This is a genomic window from Streptomyces sp. Ag109_O5-1 (assembly GCF_003814875.1).
Classification (GTDB): domain Bacteria; phylum Actinomycetota; class Actinomycetes; order Streptomycetales; family Streptomycetaceae; genus Streptomyces; species Streptomyces sasae.
In genome coordinates, this window is sequence record NZ_RKQF01000001.1 from 8,195,547 (window position 1) to 8,213,563 (window position 18,017).

Here is an 18,017-nt window from a genome sequence, read left to right on the forward strand (position 1 = left end):
AGCCCCCGCCGTGCCTCGCATAGCCCTCGCCACCTACGACCCCGGTACGGAGCCGAGCAAGGACCAGGACCTGCCGGTGCTGCTGCGGGCGCTGGCCGCCGGCGGTGCGGACGCCGTCGCGCATGCCTGGGACGAGCCCGGCGTGGAGTGGGGCGGCTACGACCTGGTCGTCATCCGTTCCACCTGGGACTACAGCTGGCGTACGGACGAGTTCGTGCCGTGGGCGGAGCGGGTCGGGAAGGCGACGCGGCTGGCCAACCCGGTCTCCGTCGTGCGCTGGAACACCGACAAGCGGTATCTCGGCGACCTCGCGGCGGCCGGGGTACCCGTCGTGCCGACGCGGTACCTCGCCCCCGGCGACCCGGCCGAGGCCGCCGGTCTCCCCGCCGACGGTGACTTCGTGGTCAAGCCGACCTTCGGCGCCGGGGCCCGGTTCGCCGCCCGCTACACGCCGGGCGAGCACGAGACGGCCGTACGGCATCTCGCGCGGATGCACGACGAGGGGCTGACCGCGATGGTGCAGCCGTACGTCGCCGGGATCGACGTCAGCGGGGAGCGGGCTCTGCAGTTCTTCGGCGGGCGGCTGCTGCACGCCAGCCGCAAGCGGGCCGTGCTCACGCCGGGCACGGCGTACGACGCGGACAAGGTCGCCCACCCGGACCTGGAGCGGTGGAGCCCGACGCCGGCCGAACTCGCGGTCGCGGAGCGCGCGTTGGCCGCCGTACCGGAGGCGCCCGAGCTGCTGTACGCCCGGGTGGACCTGGTCGACGGGGAGGACGGGCAGCCGCGGGTGATGGAGCTGGAGCTGGTCGAACCGAACCTGTTCCTGTTCCTGCATCCGGGGTCGGTGGACGCCGTGGCGGCGGCGGTCATCGGCGCGGCCCGTCGATGACGGCGGTGCGCTGCAGCAGGCCCCAGGTGAACTCCGCGACCACCTGACGGCCGTCGGGCACCTTGAAGGTCAGGCCCCAGCGAGTCGGGGCCGAGCCCTCCAGGGGGCGGGCGGGGGCGAAGGCGCGGGCGGCCTCGTCGACCGTGCAGGACCAGGGGGTCAGATCCTTGTACGTCTCCAGTCTCGGCGCCGGGGCGCCGGGGGCGCGGACCAGCCACTCGTTCCAGACCGCGCCGCCGGGGCCGACCATGATCTCGAAGCGCAGGGTCGGCCAGAGGGGGAGCGCCCACTGCCAGGCCATGCACTCCAGGTCGACCACGGTCCGTTTCGTCTCCGACTCGGGCGGGCCGAGGACCGAGCGGTAGCGGGCGGCGACGGACCGGGACCTGGACGACCGGACCATCGCCTGCCAGCGCTTGTTGGCCTCCCTCATGTCCGCGATCGACGCGCCCAGTTCGCGCCGGGCGGTCTCCACCAGGTCCGGGTTATGGTCGGCCATACGGCGCAGCAGCACCAGCTGGAAGTCCAGTTGCATGGGACCCATGGTGGCCCGATGGCGGCCCCATGGTGCACATGCCCGTGGCCGGGTCGTTCCCGACCATTGCCCGGGCAATCCTCGATGGTTAGCCTGTGTTCGTCATGCCGATCGCCTGTTGATATCTCGAACGGCTCCGCCGCTCCGACGAGATCTGGCGCTTAGACCCAAGGGAGGGGGCCGGACGTGGGACGCCTTGTGCCTGCCGTGACCCGGGCTCTCGACATTCTTGAGCTCTTCCTGGACGGGGACGGGACCCTCTCCGCCCCCGACATAGTGCGCAAACTCCAGCTGCCGCGGACCACCGTGCACGAGCTGGTGACCACGCTCTCCGCCCGCTCGTACATCGTGCCCGTACCCGGACAGCCCGGACGCTACCGGCTCGGTGTCCGCCCGTACCAGCTCGGCAGCAGATATGCCGAGCAGCTCGACCTCGCCGCCGAGGGCCAGCAGGTCGCCCGGTCCGTCGCCGAGACCTGCGACGAGACCGTCCATGTGGCGATCCTGGAGGGCACCGACGTCATCTACATCGCCAAGGTCGACTCCACGCACGCGGTCCGCATGGTCTCCGCGGCCGGCCGCCGGCTGCCCGCCCACTGCACCTCGGTCGGCAAGATGCTGCTGGCCTCACTGCCGGAGCCGGAGCTGTCCGCGCGCATCCCGGACGACGCCGACCTGGTCCGGATGACCCCGAACAGCATCACCGAGCCGGACGCCCTGCGCGAGGCCCTCGCCGAGATCCGCGCCCGCGGCATCGCCGTGGAGAGCCGAGAGTCCAACCCGGACGTCTCCTGTGTCGCCGCGCCGGTCCGCGACCGCACCGGCCAGGTCGTCGCGGCGCTCTCCATCTCCGTCCCGATGATCCGCTGGAGCGACGAGCGCCGGGGCGAGCTGGAGCAGCTCGCCGCGAAGGGCGCCGCCGAACTCTCCGAGCGCCTCGGCCACCGGAGCGTGGGATGACGACGACGGCTTACGAGGTCGCGGTCGCGGCGGAGGCGACGCTCGGCGAGGGCCCGACCTGGGACCCGGCGACCGGCCGCCTCATCTGGATCGACATACTCGGCTCGCGCGTCCACACCTACGACCCGTCGACGGGCCGTCGTACGACCCGGACGACGGACCAGCACGTGGGCGCGGTCAAACCCCGCGCGAACGGCGGCCTGGTCCTCAGCCTCCGGGACGGCGTGGCCCTGCTCGACCCCGACGACACGTTCCGCTGGCTGCACCACGAGCCGGTCGCCGGGCGCCGCGCCAACGACGCGGCCGTCGCCCCCGACGGCTCCCTGTGGGCGGGCACGATGCGCTACGACGAGACGACCGGGGGCGGCACGCTCTCGCGGGTGACGGGCGACGGTACGGCGACGACGCTGCTGCCCGACGTCACCGTCAGCAACGGCACGGGCTGGAGCCCGGAGGGCCGCCACGTCTACTACATCGACACACCGACGCGCCGCGTGGACGTCTTCGACTACGACGGCGAACTCCCCGTCAACCGCCGTCCGTTCGTGACGATCGAGGAGGGCGCCGGTTACCCCGACGGCCTGACGGTCGACGCGGACGGCTGTGTGTGGGTGGCGTTGTGGGACGGGGGAGCGGTGCGGCGGTACACGCCGACGGGTGAACTGGACCGTGTCATCACGCTGCCGACGCCCCGTACGACGGCCTGCGCGTTCGGTGGCGCCGACCTGACGGATCTGTACGTCACGACGGCGCGGGTGGGGCTGGATGCGCCGCATCCCACGGCGGGTTCACTGCTGGTGATTCCGGGCGCGGGACAGGGAGTTGCCCAACCGGCGTTCGCTGGGTAGAGGTTGCCCGGACGACGTGTTCGTCCGCGGGTGCGTGGGGGCTGGTCGCGCAGTTCCTCCCCCAGCCTTCGGCCGGGGGTACCCCCAGCGCCCCTGAAGGGGCGCTGCAGCCGCCGCTTCTTCCCAGCCGGCGCCGTTTTCTCCAGCCGCGGGCAGTCGTGTCTCCCCCAGAGGCACCCTGCAAGCGCCGGTAAGCGTCCCCGCCACCCCCGGCCCCGGTTCCCTGCGCTACTCAAGCACCGCGACTTCCTTTGTCCGGACCGTCGCGTGTGCTCGTACCGCCGCTATCTCCTGCGGGTGCCTCAGGATCCGGGACACCGCGCCGATCTCCTGGAGGAGGTGGGTGGAGTCCGGGGTGTCGGTCGTGTCGGTGGGGTCGGGAGTGCGGTCCCGTGTGTCCACGGCGTTCAGGATGCTGACCGCGGAGGCCAGGGCCCGGGCCCGTTCGGACGGGTGGCCCAGGTCGAGCGCGGCGTCGTAGGCGCGCCTGTCGAGGTCGGCGTCGATGTGCCGGGTCAGGGGGAGCAGGACGTCCCGGATGAACGTCTCGCGTCGCGTCAGCCGCAGTTCGGGCGTGGCACGCAGCACGAAGGGGACGCCGTCGCCGTGCACGGTCCGGGTCAGCTGGTACAGCGGCCGCAGCTCGCGGTGGGCGATCCGGACCCGCCAGCGGTCGTGGAGGTACTGGCCGACGTGGGGGAGGATGAAGCCGACGGCGATGTTGATGGCGGAGAGGGCGGCGGCGGCCGGGGCCAGGTCGGTGCTGAGCCAGTCCAGGTCCGCACCGGTCCAGCGGGCGGCGACCGCGACCAGCTTGGCCGCGTCGAAGATCAGGTTCAGTACGTAACCGACGCCGAGCAGCTTCAGTCCCGAGCGCAGCCATGCGTCGAGGCCTTCCGTGCGCACCCAGTTCCAGATCAGCCGCGAGGTGATGACGCAGGCCAGGGAGTGGGCGACGAGGTAGAGCAGGATCTCCTCGCGCATGTACGGGGTGGTGGCGTAGTACGTGTCCAGGTCCCGCAGCCGCTCCACGGGCACGTCGGCGAGGGCGAACAGCAGCCACAGGGTGGCGATCACCGCGGAGTAGCCGGAGATCACCCAGCGGATCGCACGCCGGGTGGCCGCGGACCGGTCGGACAGGCCGTTGCGCCAGGCGATGATCAGCAGCAGACAGGAGGCGCCGAGCGCGGTGAGCAGTGAGTAGCACCAGGGCGCCGAGATGTTGGGCACACCGGTCCACCGGTTCACGGCGGCGATCGTCGAAGGGGTGCAGAACACGAACACCGCGCTGCCGAGCAGCAGCAGTCCGCCGACCGCGCGCAGCAGCGGGTCCCGCCACAGCCGGATGATGGAGGGCAGCTTGATCACCAGGGCGGTGGTGAGCACCGCGGTGGGGATCCAGAAGGAGATGTAGAACTCGCCGAGGACTCCGGCGGGGTTGGGCATGGCCAGGGGGGAGGTCACCGCGCCGCTCCGCCGCGCCCGCGGTAGCCGAGGGAGCGCTGGACGGGGTCGTGCGGGGAGCGGCCCGGCCGTTCGACGTACGGCCGGAAGGCGGTGGCCAGCCGGTAGCCGAAGTCGTCGGCCTCGGCCTCGTCGGTCTCCCGGGAGCCGTTGCGCGCGGCGACCGTCAACGCCGTGTCCCGCCAGCCGGGTTGGCCGGCGAGCGCGCGGGCGGCCTCCGGGGCGACCCCGTGCTGGTGCCGGTGGCCGGCCTGTAGATGCCACAACTCATGGCCGAGGATGACCAGTTGCTGTACGGCCTCGGCCCGCTCCTCGACGATGACCAGGTCGAAGTCCTGGAACTCCACCCACAGTCCGGTGACCTCGATCTCGTCCGGGAACCGCTCGAACCGCAGCTTTACCGGCCGTCCGGCGCGCAGCGCGGTCATTTCCTCGCACAGCGCCCGGCACAACTCGCCCACGTCGGCGGGCGGATACGGCCGGGCACGGACGGCGGCGGCGAGGCCGGCGGCGAGGACGCGCATCTGTGCGTTCGGCCGGGAGAGCCGCAGCCTCGCGGTGATCCGGGCCCACAGGTGCCGAGCGCCGGCCAAGTCCATCGCTCCCCCTTCGCACCGCCCCGACGGCGGTCACCGCGCCGCGGCGGCCCGTCCGAGGTTACGCGTCCGGATGTGTCCGCGTCATGCGATCCGACGTCGGTGATTCACCGGGGAACGAGTGAGAACGAGTGCCTGATACAGGAAAGTCGCGCTGTACCCATTGACGCGGAAGCGCTTCGATTTTACGGTCCCGTTCGAAGTTACGGGCATGATTCGATATGTCGAACGAGTGTAAGGGCAGGCAATGGGACGACCTGGCCTCAGTCGCAGGCAACTACTGGGCGCTGCGGGCGGGCTGGCGGTGGCGGGGAGCTTCGGCTTCGCGGCCCTCGGCAGCGGCGCCGACGCGCTCGCCTCCACCGCACGCACCCGCGTGCGCTACTGGAACCTCTTCAGCGGCGGTGACGGCTCCAACATGATCGCGATGCTGGACGCCTTCCGTAAGGCGCACCCGGACATCGCGGTGAAGGACTCCACCCTCCAGTGGGGCAACCCCTTCTACACCAAGCTCGCCATGGCGGCCGCCGGCAACCGCGCACCGGACCTCGGCGTCATGCACATCGGCCGGGTCGCCGGCTTCGCGCCCGGCCGCCTCCTGGACGCCTGGGACGTCGGCCTGCTCGCCAAGTACGGCCTGCGGGAGTCGGACTACAACCCCAGGCTGTGGCAGCGCGGCATCGTCGACGGCAAGCTCTACGCCCTCCCGCTCGACGTCCACGTCCAGCTCTGCTTCTACCGCAAGGACGTGCTGAAGAAGGCGGGCCTGCTCGGCGCCGACGACCGGATCGTGCCCGTCACCTCGACCGACGACTGGTTCGGCGTGCTCAAGGAGGCCAGGAAGGCCACCAAGAAGGGCCTGCAGACCATCGGCCTGTGGATCAACGACCAGAACTTCCAGTGGTGGTTCTTCGTCGCCTTCTACACCCAGCTCGGCGGCACCTGGTTCAACGACGCCCGCACCGAGGTCACCTTCGACACCGACAAGGCCACCCAGGTCCTGGAGTTCCTGCGCCGCCATGTCACCGACGGCTACGCCGACCCGACGATGGGCTCCGTCAACGCCGAACAGTTCATCAACGGCGCCCCGTTCGCCTGGGAGGGCAACTGGTCGGTGCCGGTCTACTCCGGCGCCAAGCTCGACTACGGCGCGATCCCGCTGCCGCCCGTCTTCGGCACCCAGGCCACCCACGCCGAGTCGCACTCCTTCGTGCTGCCCCACCAGTCCGACCGCGGCGGTGCCACCAACGAAGCGGCCCACCAGCTCGCCGCGTACGTCGTCACCCACGCCCAGCAGTGGGCGGCCGGCGGCCACATCCCCGCCTATCTGCCGACCCTCTCCACCCCCGCGTACCAGAAGCTCTACCCGCAGAACGAGTACGTCTCGGCCATGAACCACCAGGCCAACGAGCCCAAGGTGTGGTTCGCGGGCTCCACCGGCATCCTCGCCCAGCGCGTCGGCCCGGTCGTCGTCTCCTCGACGATGGGCTCCGCCAGGCCCGACGCGGCGGCCCGCCGGATGAAGAGCGAACTCGCCACGCTGCTCGCGATGAAGAACCCCATGGACGGCAGGACCGCCGCGCAGGGAGGTACGGCCGCATGACGACCGCCGAGACCGTTTTCGCACCGGCCCGCGCCAGGACGGCCGCCGCGAGCGCCACCCTCCGCCGCAGGCAGGGCTTCCAGCACGGCGGCTGGTTCGTGGCGCCCTTCCTCCTCCTCTTCACCCTCTTCGTGATCTGGCCGCTGCTGCGCGGCGTCTACCTCAGCCTCACGGACGCCAACATCACCGGCACCGGCGAGAGCTTCATCGGCCTCGACAACTACCGCGAGGCCCTCAAGGACCCGCTGATGTGGGACGCCCTGGGCCACAGCGCGTACTTCACACTCCTGGTGGTCCCCTGCATCACGGTCCTCGCCTTCCTCCTCGCGATGCTCGCCCACCACATCGAGCGCGGCAAATGGCTGTGGCGCCTCTGCTTCTTCGCGCCCTTCCTGCTCCCCTCCACGGTCGCCGGCAACCTCTGGCAGTGGCTGTTCAACCCCGGCACGGGAATGATCAACTACGTGTTCGGCATCGACACCCCGTGGCTGACCGACAAGTCGTACGCGATGCTCGCCATCGTCATCGAGACCCTGTGGTGGACGGTCGGCTTCAGCTTCCTGCTCTACCTGGCCGCCCTCCAGTCCATCCCCGCCCACCTCTACGAGGCCGCGAAGCTGGACGGCGCCAACGCCTGGCACCGCATGGTCCACATCACCCTGCCGATGCTCCGCAACATCACCGGCCTGGTCATAGCCCTGCAGATCCTCGCGTCACTCCAGGTCTTCGACCAGGCCGTGGTCATGATGGACTTCGGCCCCGGCCCCGAGAGTTCCACCCGCACCTTCGTCCAGTACACCCTGGAGGAGGGCTTCACCAGCTACCGCGTGGGCTACGCCTCCGCGATCTCCGTCATCTTCTTCGTGATCATCGCGGCCGTCGCCCTCGCGCGCATGTGGCTGCTGCGCAACCGCACCGAGGAGGCCACCCGATGACGACCGCCGTACCCGTGAAGCCCCGTAGGGCATGGACCCCCAGCCAGATCGTCCTCACCCTCCTCGGCGCCGCCGTCTCCGTGGTCTTCCTCGCCCCCCTCTTCTGGGGCCTGTTCACCTCCCTCAAGTCGGAGACCGAGGCCGTCGACGTACCGACGCACTGGCTGCCCAAGCACTGGACGGGCCAGGCCTGGAAGGCCCTCTTCGAGACCGGCAACATCACCAACTGGTTCGTGAACTCCCTGGTCGTCTCGGTCTGCGTGACGTCCGTCGTCGTACTGGTGAGCGCGCTCGCCGGATACGGCTTCGCCCGCACCGAGTTCCGCGGCAAGGGCGCGCTGATGGGCCTGGTCATGTCCGGCCTGATGGTCTCCCCGGCCGTCCTCGGTGTCCCCCTCTTCACCACCGTCCAGCAGATGGGCATGGTGGACACCTACTGGGGCATGATCCTGCCGCAGTGCGCCCCGGCCGCGATGGTCTACATCCTCTACAAGTTCTTCCAGGGCATCCCGCGCGAACTGGAGGAGGCCGCCTTCATCGACGGCGCGGGCCGCTGGCGGGTCTTCTTCACCATCGTCCTGCCGCTGTCCCGCCCCTCCCTCGCCGCGGTCGGCATCTTCACCTTCATCGCCTCGTGGAACAACTTCCTGTGGCCCTACATGGTGACCAACAACCCCGACCTGATGACCATGCCGAACGGCATCGCGACCGTCATGAACTCCTACGGCATCCAGTGGGCCCAGCTCATGGCCGGCGGCCTGATGGCGGGCCTCCCGCTGATCGTCGTGTTCGTCTTCTTCCAGCGCCAGATCGTGGCGGGCGTCGCCCACACGGGCCTGGCCGGCCAGTAGGGAGCCCGAGTTGAAGCGCTTCCCCGGACTCGCCGCACTCGTCACGGCCGCGGCGATCGCCCTCCTCCCCACCACCGCCTCCGCCGACGCCACCTACCCCGACCCCCTCCCCCTGACCGGCCAGCAGATCATCCACGACCCCACGGTCCACCAGCTGAAGAACGGCCGGTACGTCGCCTACTCCACCGGCGGCATCATCGGCGCCCGCCTCTCCACGAACCTCCGCGACTGGACCGACGCGGGCAACGCGTTCACCACCCCGCCGAGCTGGTGGTACGACTACAACTCCACCGCCGACCCCTGGGCCCCCGACCTCTCCTACCGGGACGGCCGCTACTGGCTCTACTACGCGGTCTCCTCCTGGGGCACCAACCACTCCGCGATAGGCGTGGCGACCTCCCCGTCCGGCCTCCCCGGCACCTGGACCGACCACGGCCCCGCCTTCACCTCGCAGACCACCGACTCCTGGAACGCCATCGACCCCGCGATCGTCCGCGCCGACGGCCGCCTGTGGATGGCGTTCGGCTCCTACTGGACCGGCATCCGCATGGTCGAACTCGACCGCAGGACCGGCAAGGCGCTCCCCGGAGCCCCGGTCGCCCACCTGGCCACCCGCCCCGACGCCCCCTACGCGGTCGAAGGCGCGTCGATCCTCCACCACGGCCGCTACTACTACCTCTTCGCGTCGTACGACGCCTGCTGCGCGGGCGTGAACTCGACGTACAAGATCAGAGTGGGCCGCTCGACGTCGGTGACGGGCCCGTACACGGACAGCACGGGCACGCCGATGCTGCAGGGCGGCGGAGACCTGTTCCTGGCAGGCCACGGCCGCTACATCGGCACGGGCGGAGAGTCCACCTTCCGCACCCACGGCAAGACCTGGCTGGCGTACCACTACTACGACGCCGACGACAACGGCACGCCGAAGCTGGGGCTGAATCCTTTGGGCTGGACAAAGAACGGCTGGCCGAAACTGAGCTAGGGGCAGCGGCCCCATAGGGGCGCGGGGAACTGCGCGACCAGCCACAACGCACCCGCACCCGCCCACGATTGAGAACAACCCACCCCGAAAGGCGAAAATGCGCACCGCCCGCTTCACCCTCGACCCCGCCTTCACCATCGGCGAAGTCAACCCCCGCTTGTTCGGCTCCTTCGTCGAGCATCTGGGCCGCTGTGTCTACACCGGCATCTTCGAGCCGACGCACCCCACGGCCGACGCCGAAGGCCTCCGCACTGACGTCCTCGACCTCGTCCGCGAACTCGGCGTCACCACCATCCGCTACCCCGGCGGCAACTTCGTCTCCGGCTACCGCTGGGAGGACTCCGTCGGCCCCGTCGAGGACCGCCCCCGCCGCCTCGACCTCGCCTGGCGGTCGACGGAGACCAACCGCTTCGGACTCGGCGAGTACATCTCCTTCCTGAAGAAGGTCGGCCCGCAGGCCGAGCCCATGATGGCGGTCAACCTCGGCACGCGGGGCGTGGCGGAGGCCCTGGAACTCCAGGAGTACGCCAACCACCCCTCCGGCACCGCCCTCTCCGACCTCCGGGCCGCGCACGGCGACAAGGACCCCTTCGGCATCAAGGTCTGGTGCCTGGGCAACGAGATGGACGGCCCCTGGCAGACCGGCCACAAGACGGCCGAGGAGTACGGCCGCATCGCCGCCGAGACCGCCCGCGCCATGCGCCAGATGGACCCGTCCGTGGAACTGGTCGCCTGCGGTTCCTCCAGCCAGTCCATGCCGACCTTCGCCGAGTGGGAGGCGACGGTCCTCGCGGAGACGTACGACCTGGTCGACTACATCTCCCTGCACGCCTACTACGAGCCCCAGGACGGCGATCTCGACTCGTTCCTGGCCTCCGCAGTCGACATGGAGTCCTTCATCGAGAACGTGGTCGCCACCTGTGACCACGTGGGCGCGAGGCTGAAGTCCCAGAAGAAGATCAACCTCTCCTTCGACGAGTGGAACGTCTGGTACACCTCGAAGTGGCATGAGATCGAGAACTCCGACGCGCGGGACTGGCCCGAGGCCCCCCGTCTGCTGGAGGACAACTACAGCGTCCTGGACGCGGTGGTCTTCGGCTCCCTCCTCATCGCCCTGCTCCGCCACGCGGACCGCGTCACGGTCGCCTGCCTGGCCCAGCTGGTCAACGTCATCGCCCCGATCATGACGGAGCCCGGCGGCCCGGCCTGGCGCCAGACGACGTTCTTCCCCTTCGCCCAGGCGTCGCGGTACGGCAGGGGCCAGGTCCTGGACGTACGCGTGGACTCACCGACGCACCAGACGAAGAAGTACGGCGAGACGAGCCTGCTGCACGCGACGGCGGTCAGGGCCGACGACGGCACGGTCACCGTCTTCGCGGTCAACCGCGGCCGGACGGAGGCCCTGCCCCTCGAAATCGCCCTGAGCGGCCTCGACCTGACCCAGGTCACGGAGCACAGCGTCCTCGCCGACCAGGACCCCGACGCCCGCAACACCCTGGAGGCCCCGGAGCGGGTCACGCCTCACCAGGCCGAGGGCACGACACTCAAGGAGGGCACGCTGAGCGCCGTCCTGGAGCCCATGTCCTGGAATGTGATCCGCCTGGCGTAAGCGCCCCTTTAGGGGCGCGGGGAACTGCGCGAGCAACCACACACAACCCGCACCTAACGGCCGGGGGAGTCCACCCCCACAACCCGGACTCCTCCGGCCGCACTCCCCAGCAACTCCAGCCGTACCGACCCAGGACCGATCTCCGTCGTCCCGTCCCCGAGCACGGCCAGCGCCAACGTGTTCGCGCCCCGAGTCCGCAGAATCCCGTTGGGCAGCACGAACGAATGCTGCGGCCCCACATCGTTGATGTACTGCCCCAGATTCCACCCGTTCAGAAAGATCTGCACCCGGTAGGCGCGAGCCGGATCGTCCTCCAGCACCAGCCCCACCGACGCGTCGACCCCGTCCGGCACGGCCAGCCGGAACCCGGTCCGGTACCAGGTGACACCCATCCCCTGGTCCGCGCGCGGAAGTTCGGCCGACTCCCACGCACCGTCCGCGAACCCGGGCAGATGCCAGCCCTCCCGTTCGCCGTACAGCCCGCCGTTGTTCTGCGGCCCCCGCACCGGATCCGGCGCACCGGCCCCCTGGATCCGCCAGCTCACCGTCGGGGAAGCCCCCTTGAAGGTCACGGTGGTCAATCCGCGTGCCGCCTTCTGCGTGTCCACGGATTTGCCGTCCATGTCGTGCTGCATCCGCCGCACGAGTACGGACAGCACATGCGACCGCTTCTCCTCCGCCTTCTCCCGGTCCTTCTTCGTTTTCGGCCCGGCGACGGGGAATTCGGCGGTGGCCGTCCAGCTCCCCTGCCGGACCGTCTTCGCGTCCGGTACCGGCATCCGGTGCGAGCCCAGCGGCTTCCCGTCCAGCCAGGCCATCAGCATGCCCTGGGTTCCCGTGCTGTAGGCGAGGGAGACGGACTCCAGGTCCACCAGGGAGTCGTCCTCGATCCGCCCCCGGTACCAGACGTCCCCGTAGTGGAAGCCGTAGTCGTCGGCGAAGAGCACGGGCCGGCCCGTCGGCACGGGCGTCGTGCTGAACGTCGTCTTCTTGTCGGCGACCGTCCACTTCGCGTCGTCGAAGCCCGCCGCCGACTCGGGGTTCTCGGTCTTCCGGCGCCAGCCGTCCAGCACGGGCAGCGTCACCTTCGGCGCCCCCGCGAGGTTGATCTCGGAGACGAGGCTGCCGGCAAGGCTCACCCGGGTCCGCACCGGCTGTCCGTTCCAGGTGACCGAGGTGATCCCGCGGGGCCCCCAGACCTCCAGACCGGTCTCGACGGTGGTGTCGCCGGTGAGCTCCACGGTGTCCCCGCGGAGCTTGGCGTGGCGCAGCAGCGTCGGGCCGTAGACCAGTACCGTGCCGGACGGGGTGTCGTACGGGAACAGCCGCATGGACGTCCCGTCGGCGGCGAAGAGCAGGAGCAGCGGGGTGTCGCTGTCGCCGCGCTGGACCAGGACCCGGGTGAGCCCGCCCACCCCGAGCGGCACGGTGACGTGCAGGACGTCCTGGTCGTACACCCAGGCCGCCTCGGCGTCGATGCGCTGGACGAACGGCTCGGACGGGCTCTCCAGCACCAGGTGCGCCATCTCGCCGTACCGGCCGGTGAACAGGGCGATGTCCTGCCGGCCGGCGGTGAGGACGAACGCCGGCTGGGCGGTGCAGTACCGCAACGTCCGTTCGCCGAGGGCGAGTCCGGTGGTCAGGAGCCTGGCGTCCGTGGCGGGGACGGTGACTTCGACGTCGTCGCCCGCCGCGGTCCTCAGCGTGGACTTCACCTCGGTCGTGCCGTCGTTGCGCAGCACGTACACATGTGAACCGGTGTCCGGGTTGGTGAGGTGGTACGCCTTCAGGCCGGGCACGTGGACGTCCGCCGCGCGTTCGAGTTTCGCGAAGTCCGGGACGCGCTGGAGGAGATGGCCGAGCTGGTGCATCGGCGCGATCTTCGTCGTGACGTTGCGGGCCTCGTCGATGGCCGCGCCGTAGTCGTACGACGTGTAGACGACCGGCGCGGGCAGCCAGCCCCAACTGGTGCCGCCGTAGGTCATGTAGACGTTGTGGAGGGTGATGCCGTTGGCGAGGTTGGTGAGGTAGAAGCGGCGTTCGTAGGCCGCGTCCCGGGTGAGCCGGGACCCGGCGTAGCCCTTGCCGCCGAACTCGACCCCGCCCCAGGGGTCGAACCAGCCGCCTCCGAACTCCGGTACGAAGCCGGGCGTGTGCGGGCTCGCGGTGGCCCCGCCCTTGAGGCCGCCGATCCCGAAGTCGCCCCAGTCGGGCGGGGTCTGGGAAGGCGAGGGGTAGCCGTCGAAGCCGTACAGCCACTTCCCCTTCTCGCCGCCGGTGTCGAAGGAGCCGGGGATCCAGTAGCCGTTGCGTCCCTTGTCGTTGTGGAAGAGGGGGACGTCGATGCCGTCGGCCCGTACCTTCTTGTACAGGTGGGACATGTAGGCGGGGCCGGTCGGGTCGGTGACGTGGCCGTCGTACTCGTTCTCGATCTGGTAGAGCAGCACGGACCCGCCGCCGTCCGTGAACTGGTGGCGGCGCACGATGCGGTTGACGGCCGTCAGCCACTCGTCGACGTGCCCGAGGTAGGTCGGGTCGGTGGTGCGGGCGGTGCCCTCGGTGGCGGTGAGCCAGCCGGGGAAGCCGCCGGCGTCGACCTCGGCGTTGATGTAGGGGCCGGGGCGGACGATGACGTACAGCCCGGTCTCGGCGGCCGTGCGGAGGAAGAGATCGAGGTCGCGGACGCCGGTGAAGTCGTACGCGCCGGGTGCGGGGGAGTGGTAGTTCCAGGCCGCGTAGATGCTGACCGTGTTGTAGCCGTGCGCCCGCATTTTCTCCAGGACGTCCCGCCACAGGGACGGGCTCGGGAGGCGGAAGGGGTGCATCTCGCCGGACCAGACCACCAGCCGTCGGCCGTCGACGACGAGTGAGTGGTGGTCGTAGCCGATGGTGTGCCGCTGCCCGTCGGCGCTCGGCGGGGCCGGGGCCGGGCCGGTCGGCACGCTGCGCGCCGCGTACGCCGAGGGCGCGCCGGGGCCGCCGCTGCCGCCCAGGGCGAAGCCGAGCGCGGCCGAGCCGGCGAGTGCACTGAAGGTACGTCTGCTGAGCGCCAAGGGATCCTCCCGGGCGATCTTACGGGGCGCGGGTCCGGTCATTCTGCACGGGAGTACGCCCCACAATGGATCCATGAGGATCTCGGCACGGGCGGATTACGCGGTACGGGCGGTACTGGAGCTCGCCGTACGGCAGGGCGACGGTCCGGTGAAGGCGGAGGAGATCGCCTGTGCGCAGGACATCCCGCACAAGTTCCTTGAGGGCATCCTGGGCGACCTGCGGCGCGCCGGGATCGTCGACAGCCGGCGGGGCGGGGGCGGCGGCTACCGGCTGGCCAGGGAGGCGTCCGCGATCACCGTGGCGGACCTGATCCGGGCGGTGGACGGTCCGATCGTGTCGGTACGCGGCGAACGCCCGACGGGCCTGGCCTACACCGGCACCGCCCAGCCCCTGCTGCCGCTCTGGATCGCGCTGCGCGCCAACGTCCGCAAGATCCTCGAAGGTGTCACCGTGGCGGACATCGCGGCGGACGCGCTCCCGGAACCGGTACGGGCACTGGCGGCGGAACCGGCGGCCTGGGAGAACCCGTAGCGCCCGGACAGGCTTCAGGGGGCTGTGAAATCCGGTGTTGTGAATGGCCGGAGTTCGCCCTGACCGGTTCGCGTGGGGGTTCCTACGATTCGAGCGCCCCGGTCTTCACAGGAAACCCACAGGTTCTTCAAAGGTAAACCATGTGGGTGATGAGGGTCGCGGGCGTAACCCCCCACCCGATCACCGAACTGGAGAAACCATGGGACTCAGGAGACCCAGGAGACATGGACTCCTGCTCGGCGGAGCGCTCGCCGCGCTGCTCACCGCCGGGCTGCCCGCCCAGGCCCGGGCCTCGTCGTCGCCCGTGTTCGACGACCCGCCGCCGGACAAGATCGTCATCACCATCGCCACGGTGAACGGCTCCGGCTGTCCGCAGGGCACCACCGCCGTCGCCGTCTCCGAGGACAACACCGCCTTCACCGTCACCTACAGCGCCTATCTCGCCCAGGCGGGCGGCAACTCCGACCCCACCGCCCTGCGGCGCAACTGCCAGCTCAACCTGGTGGTGCACGTCCCGCAGGGCTTCACCTACGCCATCGCCAGCGCCGACTACCGGGGCTACGCGTCCCTCCAGTCCGGCGCCACCGGCACCCAGCGCGCCTCGTACTACTTCCAGGGCTCGTCCAACACGGCCGCCGCCAGCCACCCCTTCAGCGGCCCCTACGACGACAACTGGCAGGCCACCGACACCACCGACTGGGCCCAACTGGTCTGGGCACCCTGCGGGGTCCAGCGCAACTTCAACATCAACACGGAGCTGCGGGTGAACGCCGGGACCGCCAACCCCGGCAAGGTCAGCTTCATGACCATGGACTCCACCGACGGCGACATCAGCACCGTCTACCACATGGCCTGGAAGGAGTGCCCCGGCAAGTAGGCCCACCGGGCCGCCCGGGCGGTCACAGGCTGCCCGGGCGGACCAGGCCGGTCCGCCCGGGACTGGTACGACGGCTCCCGCCTCGCCGCCCTCGGCGACGTCGTGATCGTCACCGCCAGCTACCGCGTGGGATCGCTGGGTTACCTGTATCTGCCGGAGATCGGCGCCGCCAACCTCGGCCCCCGGGACCAGGATGCCCTGGGTCTTCGGCGGCGCGGTCGCCGAGTTCGTCAGGATCGGCTCGGTGCACGACTGGCTGCCGTACGCCCCGCGACGGCCGCCCGCGTCCGCCACTTCGCCTGAGCGAGAGCGGGAGGAGAGTAGGAACGGGAGCGGGAACGGGAACGGGAACGCGCTCAGACCTTGCTGTCGCCCGGCACCGTGTTCCGGAAGGTGTTCCGGTACGCCTGCGGGGAGACGCCGATCGCCGCGTGCAGGTGCTGCCGCAGGGACGTGCCGGTGGCGAAGCCGACCTCCGCCGCGACGCGGTCGACCGGAAGGTCGCTGCTCTCCAGGAGGTGGCGGGCGCGGTGCACCCGCTGCTGGATCAGCCAGCGCCCCGGGCTGGTACCGGTCTCCTCCTGGAAGCGGCGCGCGAAGGTGCGCCGGCTCATCCGCGCATGCTCGGCCAACTCCCCGAGGGCGAGCGGGCGTTCCAGGTTCTCCAGGGCCCAGGCCCGGGTGGCCGCCGTACCGGTGGCGCCCTCGTCCGGCACCGGCTGCTCGATGTACTGCGCCTGCCCGCCGTCCCGCCACGGCGGTACGACACACTGCCGGGCCACGCTGTTGGCGACCGCGCTGCCGTGGTCGGAGCGGACGACATGCAGACAGACGTCGACACCGGACGCGGCCCCCGCGGAGGTCAGCACATCACCGTCGTCGATGAACAGCACGTCGGGGTCCAGGGCGACCTGGGGGAACATCCGCCGGAACCGGGGCGCCAGCGCCCAGTGGGTCGTAGCGGGCCGCCCGTCGAGCAGCCCGGCCGCCGCGAGCGCGAACGCCCCCGTGCAGATGGAGACGATCCGGGTGCCCGGCCGGATCCGGTCGAGCGCGGCGGCGACCGGCTCGGACAGCTCCTGCGAGATCCGCGCCATGTCATACGGCGGTACGACCACGGTGTCCGCGCTCTCCAGCGCCTCGGGCCCGTGCCCGACGGTGACCGTGAAGTCGGCGCTGGTCGCCACCGTACGGTCGTCCGTCGCCGCGCACGTCACCACCTCGTAGGCGCCGGGTACACACGGGAACACCCGGTTGGGGATCCCCAGCTCGAAGGGGTAGACGCCGTCGAGGGCGAGGACGACGACCCGGTGGGGCCGGGCGGGCAGGAAGTCGATGGCGACGGACATGGCACGATGCTATCGCTCACCGCTCATATGGCCATCGCGCGCAGGATCGCCGCCGTCCGCGCGTCCGCCGGGAAGAAGGTCTCGACGGCGATCTCGTCCAGGGTCACGTCACGCGGCGAACCGAACACGGTGGTGGTGTAGAGCAGCGCGAGTTCCCCGTGCTCGGACGACAGCCGCAGCGGAACCACCAGGTCGTCGTACGGCGTCCGGTCCCGGCCCGCGTCCGTCTCCTCGGGGCCGGGGTAGCTCTCCAGCTCCGCGAGCAGCTCGGCCAGGCCGGCGGCCGAGGTCCGCTCCAGCTGGCGGCGGACCCGGCGCAGCACATGCGCCCGCCACTGTGCGAGGTTGCGGATACGTCCGGACAGGCCGTCGGGGTGCAGGGTCGCCCGCAGCACGTTCAGCGGCGGCCGTGTCACCTCCGCCGCCGCATCACCGAGGAACACCCCCATGGCACGGTTCGCGGCCAGCAGCTCCCAGCGCACGTTGACGGCGAGCGCCGGGTTCGGTTCGTGCCCGGTCAGGACGGCCTCCACCGCCTCGCGCGCCGCGCCCAGATCGGCGTAGGCGCGCTCGGGGTGCACCGGGGCGAACCCGGCCGCAAGGTAGAGCGCGTTGCGTTCCCGCAGCGGCACGTCGAGCTCCTCGCACAGCCGCCGGACCATGTCCCGGCTGGGGTTCGCCCGCCCGGTCTCGATGCAGCTCAGGTGCCGGGTCGACAACTCGGCGGCGAGCGAGACGTCGAGCTGTGAACGCCGGCGCCGCTCCCGCCAGCAGCGCACCAGCACCCCGACCGGTTCGGCGGTGGTCGTCGTCATGCCCCTCAGACTGCCCGGCGGTACGGGCCACGGCAATGACCTCGCAGGTCATCGACAGCGCTCGCCCCGCGCCCTCAGAGTCGGGACACGGAAGCGCAGTTCGCGACGAAGGGAGC

General features: G+C 70.7%; 16 protein-coding genes and 1 pseudogene. 11 read left to right on the top strand and 6 right to left on the bottom strand.

Annotated features, from left to right (window positions below):
* Positions 1-10: 10 nt before the first annotated feature.
* Positions 11-892 (top strand): RimK family alpha-L-glutamate ligase, encoded by an 882-nt coding sequence (locus tag EDD90_RS37290; protein WP_123977345.1) that lies wholly within the window; start codon positions 11-13, stop codon positions 890-892.
* On the opposite strand, the gene EDD90_RS37295 is transcribed toward EDD90_RS37290, so the two are convergent.
* Positions 870-1,427, bottom strand: a complete 558-nt coding sequence (locus tag EDD90_RS37295) for a hypothetical protein (protein WP_260328377.1) — start codon at positions 1,425-1,427, stop codon at positions 870-872. The two genes, EDD90_RS37290 and EDD90_RS37295, sit on opposite strands and share 23 nt — an antisense overlap.
* Positions 1,428-1,613: 186 nt before the next feature.
* Between EDD90_RS37295 and EDD90_RS37300 the strand changes: the two genes are divergently transcribed.
* Together EDD90_RS37300 and EDD90_RS37305 are read left to right on the top strand one after the other, a co-directional pair.
* Positions 1,614-2,387 carry an IclR family transcriptional regulator gene (locus EDD90_RS37300; protein WP_123977349.1) on the top strand — a complete coding sequence of 258 codons (774 nt, stop codon included), beginning with the start codon at positions 1,614-1,616 and terminating at the stop codon, positions 2,385-2,387.
* Positions 2,384-3,235: an SMP-30/gluconolactonase/LRE family protein gene (locus tag EDD90_RS37305; RefSeq protein ID WP_123977351.1), complete on the top strand. Its 852-nt coding sequence runs from the start codon at positions 2,384-2,386 to the stop codon at positions 3,233-3,235. Before EDD90_RS37300 ends, EDD90_RS37305 begins: the two co-directional genes overlap by 4 nt.
* 228 nt (positions 3,236-3,463) lie before the next feature.
* On the opposite strand, the gene EDD90_RS37310 is transcribed toward EDD90_RS37305, so the two are convergent.
* Together EDD90_RS37310 and EDD90_RS37315 are read right to left on the bottom strand one after the other, a co-directional pair.
* Positions 3,464-4,681 carry an MAB_1171c family putative transporter gene (locus EDD90_RS37310; RefSeq protein WP_123982053.1) on the bottom strand — a complete coding sequence of 406 codons (1,218 nt, stop codon included), beginning with the start codon at positions 4,679-4,681 and terminating at the stop codon, positions 3,464-3,466.
* A gap of 14 nt (positions 4,682-4,695) precedes the next feature.
* A complete protein-coding gene (locus EDD90_RS37315; protein ID WP_185149370.1) occupies positions 4,696-5,298 on the bottom strand; it encodes a toxin-antitoxin system, toxin component family protein in 603 nt (200 codons plus the stop codon).
* A 244-nt stretch (positions 5,299-5,542) separates the two neighbouring features.
* Between EDD90_RS37315 and EDD90_RS37320 the strand changes: the two genes are divergently transcribed.
* From EDD90_RS37320 to EDD90_RS37340, 5 genes are all read left to right on the top strand, one after another.
* Positions 5,543-6,898: an extracellular solute-binding protein gene (locus EDD90_RS37320; protein ID WP_123977353.1), complete on the top strand. Its 1,356-nt coding sequence runs from the start codon at positions 5,543-5,545 to the stop codon at positions 6,896-6,898.
* On the top strand, positions 6,895-7,833 hold the full coding sequence (locus tag EDD90_RS37325; RefSeq protein WP_123977355.1) for a carbohydrate ABC transporter permease: 939 nt from the start codon (positions 6,895-6,897) through the stop codon (positions 7,831-7,833). Before EDD90_RS37320 ends, EDD90_RS37325 begins: the two co-directional genes overlap by 4 nt.
* On the top strand, positions 7,830-8,684 hold the full coding sequence (locus tag EDD90_RS37330) for a carbohydrate ABC transporter permease (protein WP_123977357.1): 855 nt from the start codon (positions 7,830-7,832) through the stop codon (positions 8,682-8,684). Before EDD90_RS37325 ends, EDD90_RS37330 begins: the two co-directional genes overlap by 4 nt.
* A gap of 10 nt (positions 8,685-8,694) precedes the next feature.
* Positions 8,695-9,666 carry an arabinan endo-1,5-alpha-L-arabinosidase gene (locus tag EDD90_RS37335; RefSeq protein WP_123977358.1) on the top strand — a complete coding sequence of 324 codons (972 nt, stop codon included), beginning with the start codon at positions 8,695-8,697 and terminating at the stop codon, positions 9,664-9,666.
* Positions 9,667-9,763: 97 nt separating this feature from the next.
* On the top strand, positions 9,764-11,275 hold the full coding sequence (locus tag EDD90_RS37340; protein ID WP_123977360.1) for an alpha-N-arabinofuranosidase: 1,512 nt from the start codon (positions 9,764-9,766) through the stop codon (positions 11,273-11,275).
* A 53-nt stretch (positions 11,276-11,328) separates the two neighbouring features.
* Here the strand turns inward: EDD90_RS37340 and EDD90_RS37345 are convergent, their stop codons facing one another.
* Entirely contained in the window at positions 11,329-14,328 is a 3,000-nt protein-coding gene (locus EDD90_RS37345) for a beta-galactosidase (RefSeq protein WP_123977362.1), read from the bottom strand.
* A gap of 73 nt (positions 14,329-14,401) precedes the next feature.
* On the opposite strand from EDD90_RS37345, the gene EDD90_RS37350 reads away from it, so the two are divergent.
* The 3 genes and pseudogenes from EDD90_RS37350 to EDD90_RS59145 form a co-directional block, all read left to right on the top strand.
* Positions 14,402-14,860 (top strand): Rrf2 family transcriptional regulator, encoded by a 459-nt coding sequence (locus EDD90_RS37350; protein ID WP_123977364.1) that lies wholly within the window; start codon positions 14,402-14,404, stop codon positions 14,858-14,860.
* Positions 14,861-15,059: 199 nt separating this feature from the next.
* Positions 15,060-15,737 carry a DUF4360 domain-containing protein gene (locus EDD90_RS37355; protein ID WP_123977366.1) on the top strand — a complete coding sequence of 226 codons (678 nt, stop codon included), beginning with the start codon at positions 15,060-15,062 and terminating at the stop codon, positions 15,735-15,737.
* Positions 15,738-15,803: 66 nt separating this feature from the next.
* Positions 15,804-16,040: pseudogene (locus tag EDD90_RS59145) on the top strand (carboxylesterase family protein); the annotation flags it as partial.
* A gap of 53 nt (positions 16,041-16,093) precedes the next feature.
* On the opposite strand, the gene EDD90_RS37365 reads toward EDD90_RS59145, so the two are convergent.
* Both EDD90_RS37365 and EDD90_RS37370 read right to left on the bottom strand, forming a co-directional pair.
* Entirely contained in the window at positions 16,094-17,086 is a 993-nt protein-coding gene (locus EDD90_RS37365) for a GlxA family transcriptional regulator (RefSeq protein ID WP_123977368.1), read from the bottom strand.
* Between the two features lie 23 nt (positions 17,087-17,109).
* On the bottom strand, positions 17,110-17,901 hold the full coding sequence (locus EDD90_RS37370; protein ID WP_123977370.1) for a helix-turn-helix domain-containing protein: 792 nt from the start codon (positions 17,899-17,901) through the stop codon (positions 17,110-17,112).
* Positions 17,902-18,017: the final 116 nt, after the last annotated feature.

Bases quoted from the DNA above. Each gene is read 5' to 3' on its own strand.
- EDD90_RS37325 (WP_123977355.1), top strand. From the start codon at position 6,895: ATGACGACCGCCGAGACCGTTTTCGCACCGGCCCGCGCCAGGACGGCC.
- EDD90_RS37340 (WP_123977360.1), top strand. From the start codon at position 9,764: ATGCGCACCGCCCGCTTCACCCTCGACCCCGCCTTCACCATCGGCGAA.
- EDD90_RS37365 (WP_123977368.1), bottom strand. From the start codon at position 17,086: ATGTCCGTCGCCATCGACTTCCTGCCCGCCCGGCCCCACCGGGTCGTC.
- EDD90_RS37370 (WP_123977370.1), bottom strand. From the start codon at position 17,901: ATGACGACGACCACCGCCGAACCGGTCGGGGTGCTGGTGCGCTGCTGG.
- EDD90_RS37330 (WP_123977357.1), top strand. From the start codon at position 7,830: ATGACGACCGCCGTACCCGTGAAGCCCCGTAGGGCATGGACCCCCAGC.
- EDD90_RS37350 (WP_123977364.1), top strand. From the start codon at position 14,402: ATGAGGATCTCGGCACGGGCGGATTACGCGGTACGGGCGGTACTGGAG.
- EDD90_RS37305 (WP_123977351.1), top strand. From the start codon at position 2,384: ATGACGACGACGGCTTACGAGGTCGCGGTCGCGGCGGAGGCGACGCTC.
- EDD90_RS37310 (WP_123982053.1), bottom strand. From the start codon at position 4,681: ATGCCCAACCCCGCCGGAGTCCTCGGCGAGTTCTACATCTCCTTCTGG.
- EDD90_RS37295 (WP_260328377.1), bottom strand. From the start codon at position 1,427: ATGCAACTGGACTTCCAGCTGGTGCTGCTGCGCCGTATGGCCGACCAT.
- EDD90_RS37355 (WP_123977366.1), top strand. From the start codon at position 15,060: ATGGGACTCAGGAGACCCAGGAGACATGGACTCCTGCTCGGCGGAGCG.
- EDD90_RS37315 (WP_185149370.1), bottom strand. From the start codon at position 5,298: ATGGACTTGGCCGGCGCTCGGCACCTGTGGGCCCGGATCACCGCGAGG.
- EDD90_RS37320 (WP_123977353.1), top strand. From the start codon at position 5,543: ATGGGACGACCTGGCCTCAGTCGCAGGCAACTACTGGGCGCTGCGGGC.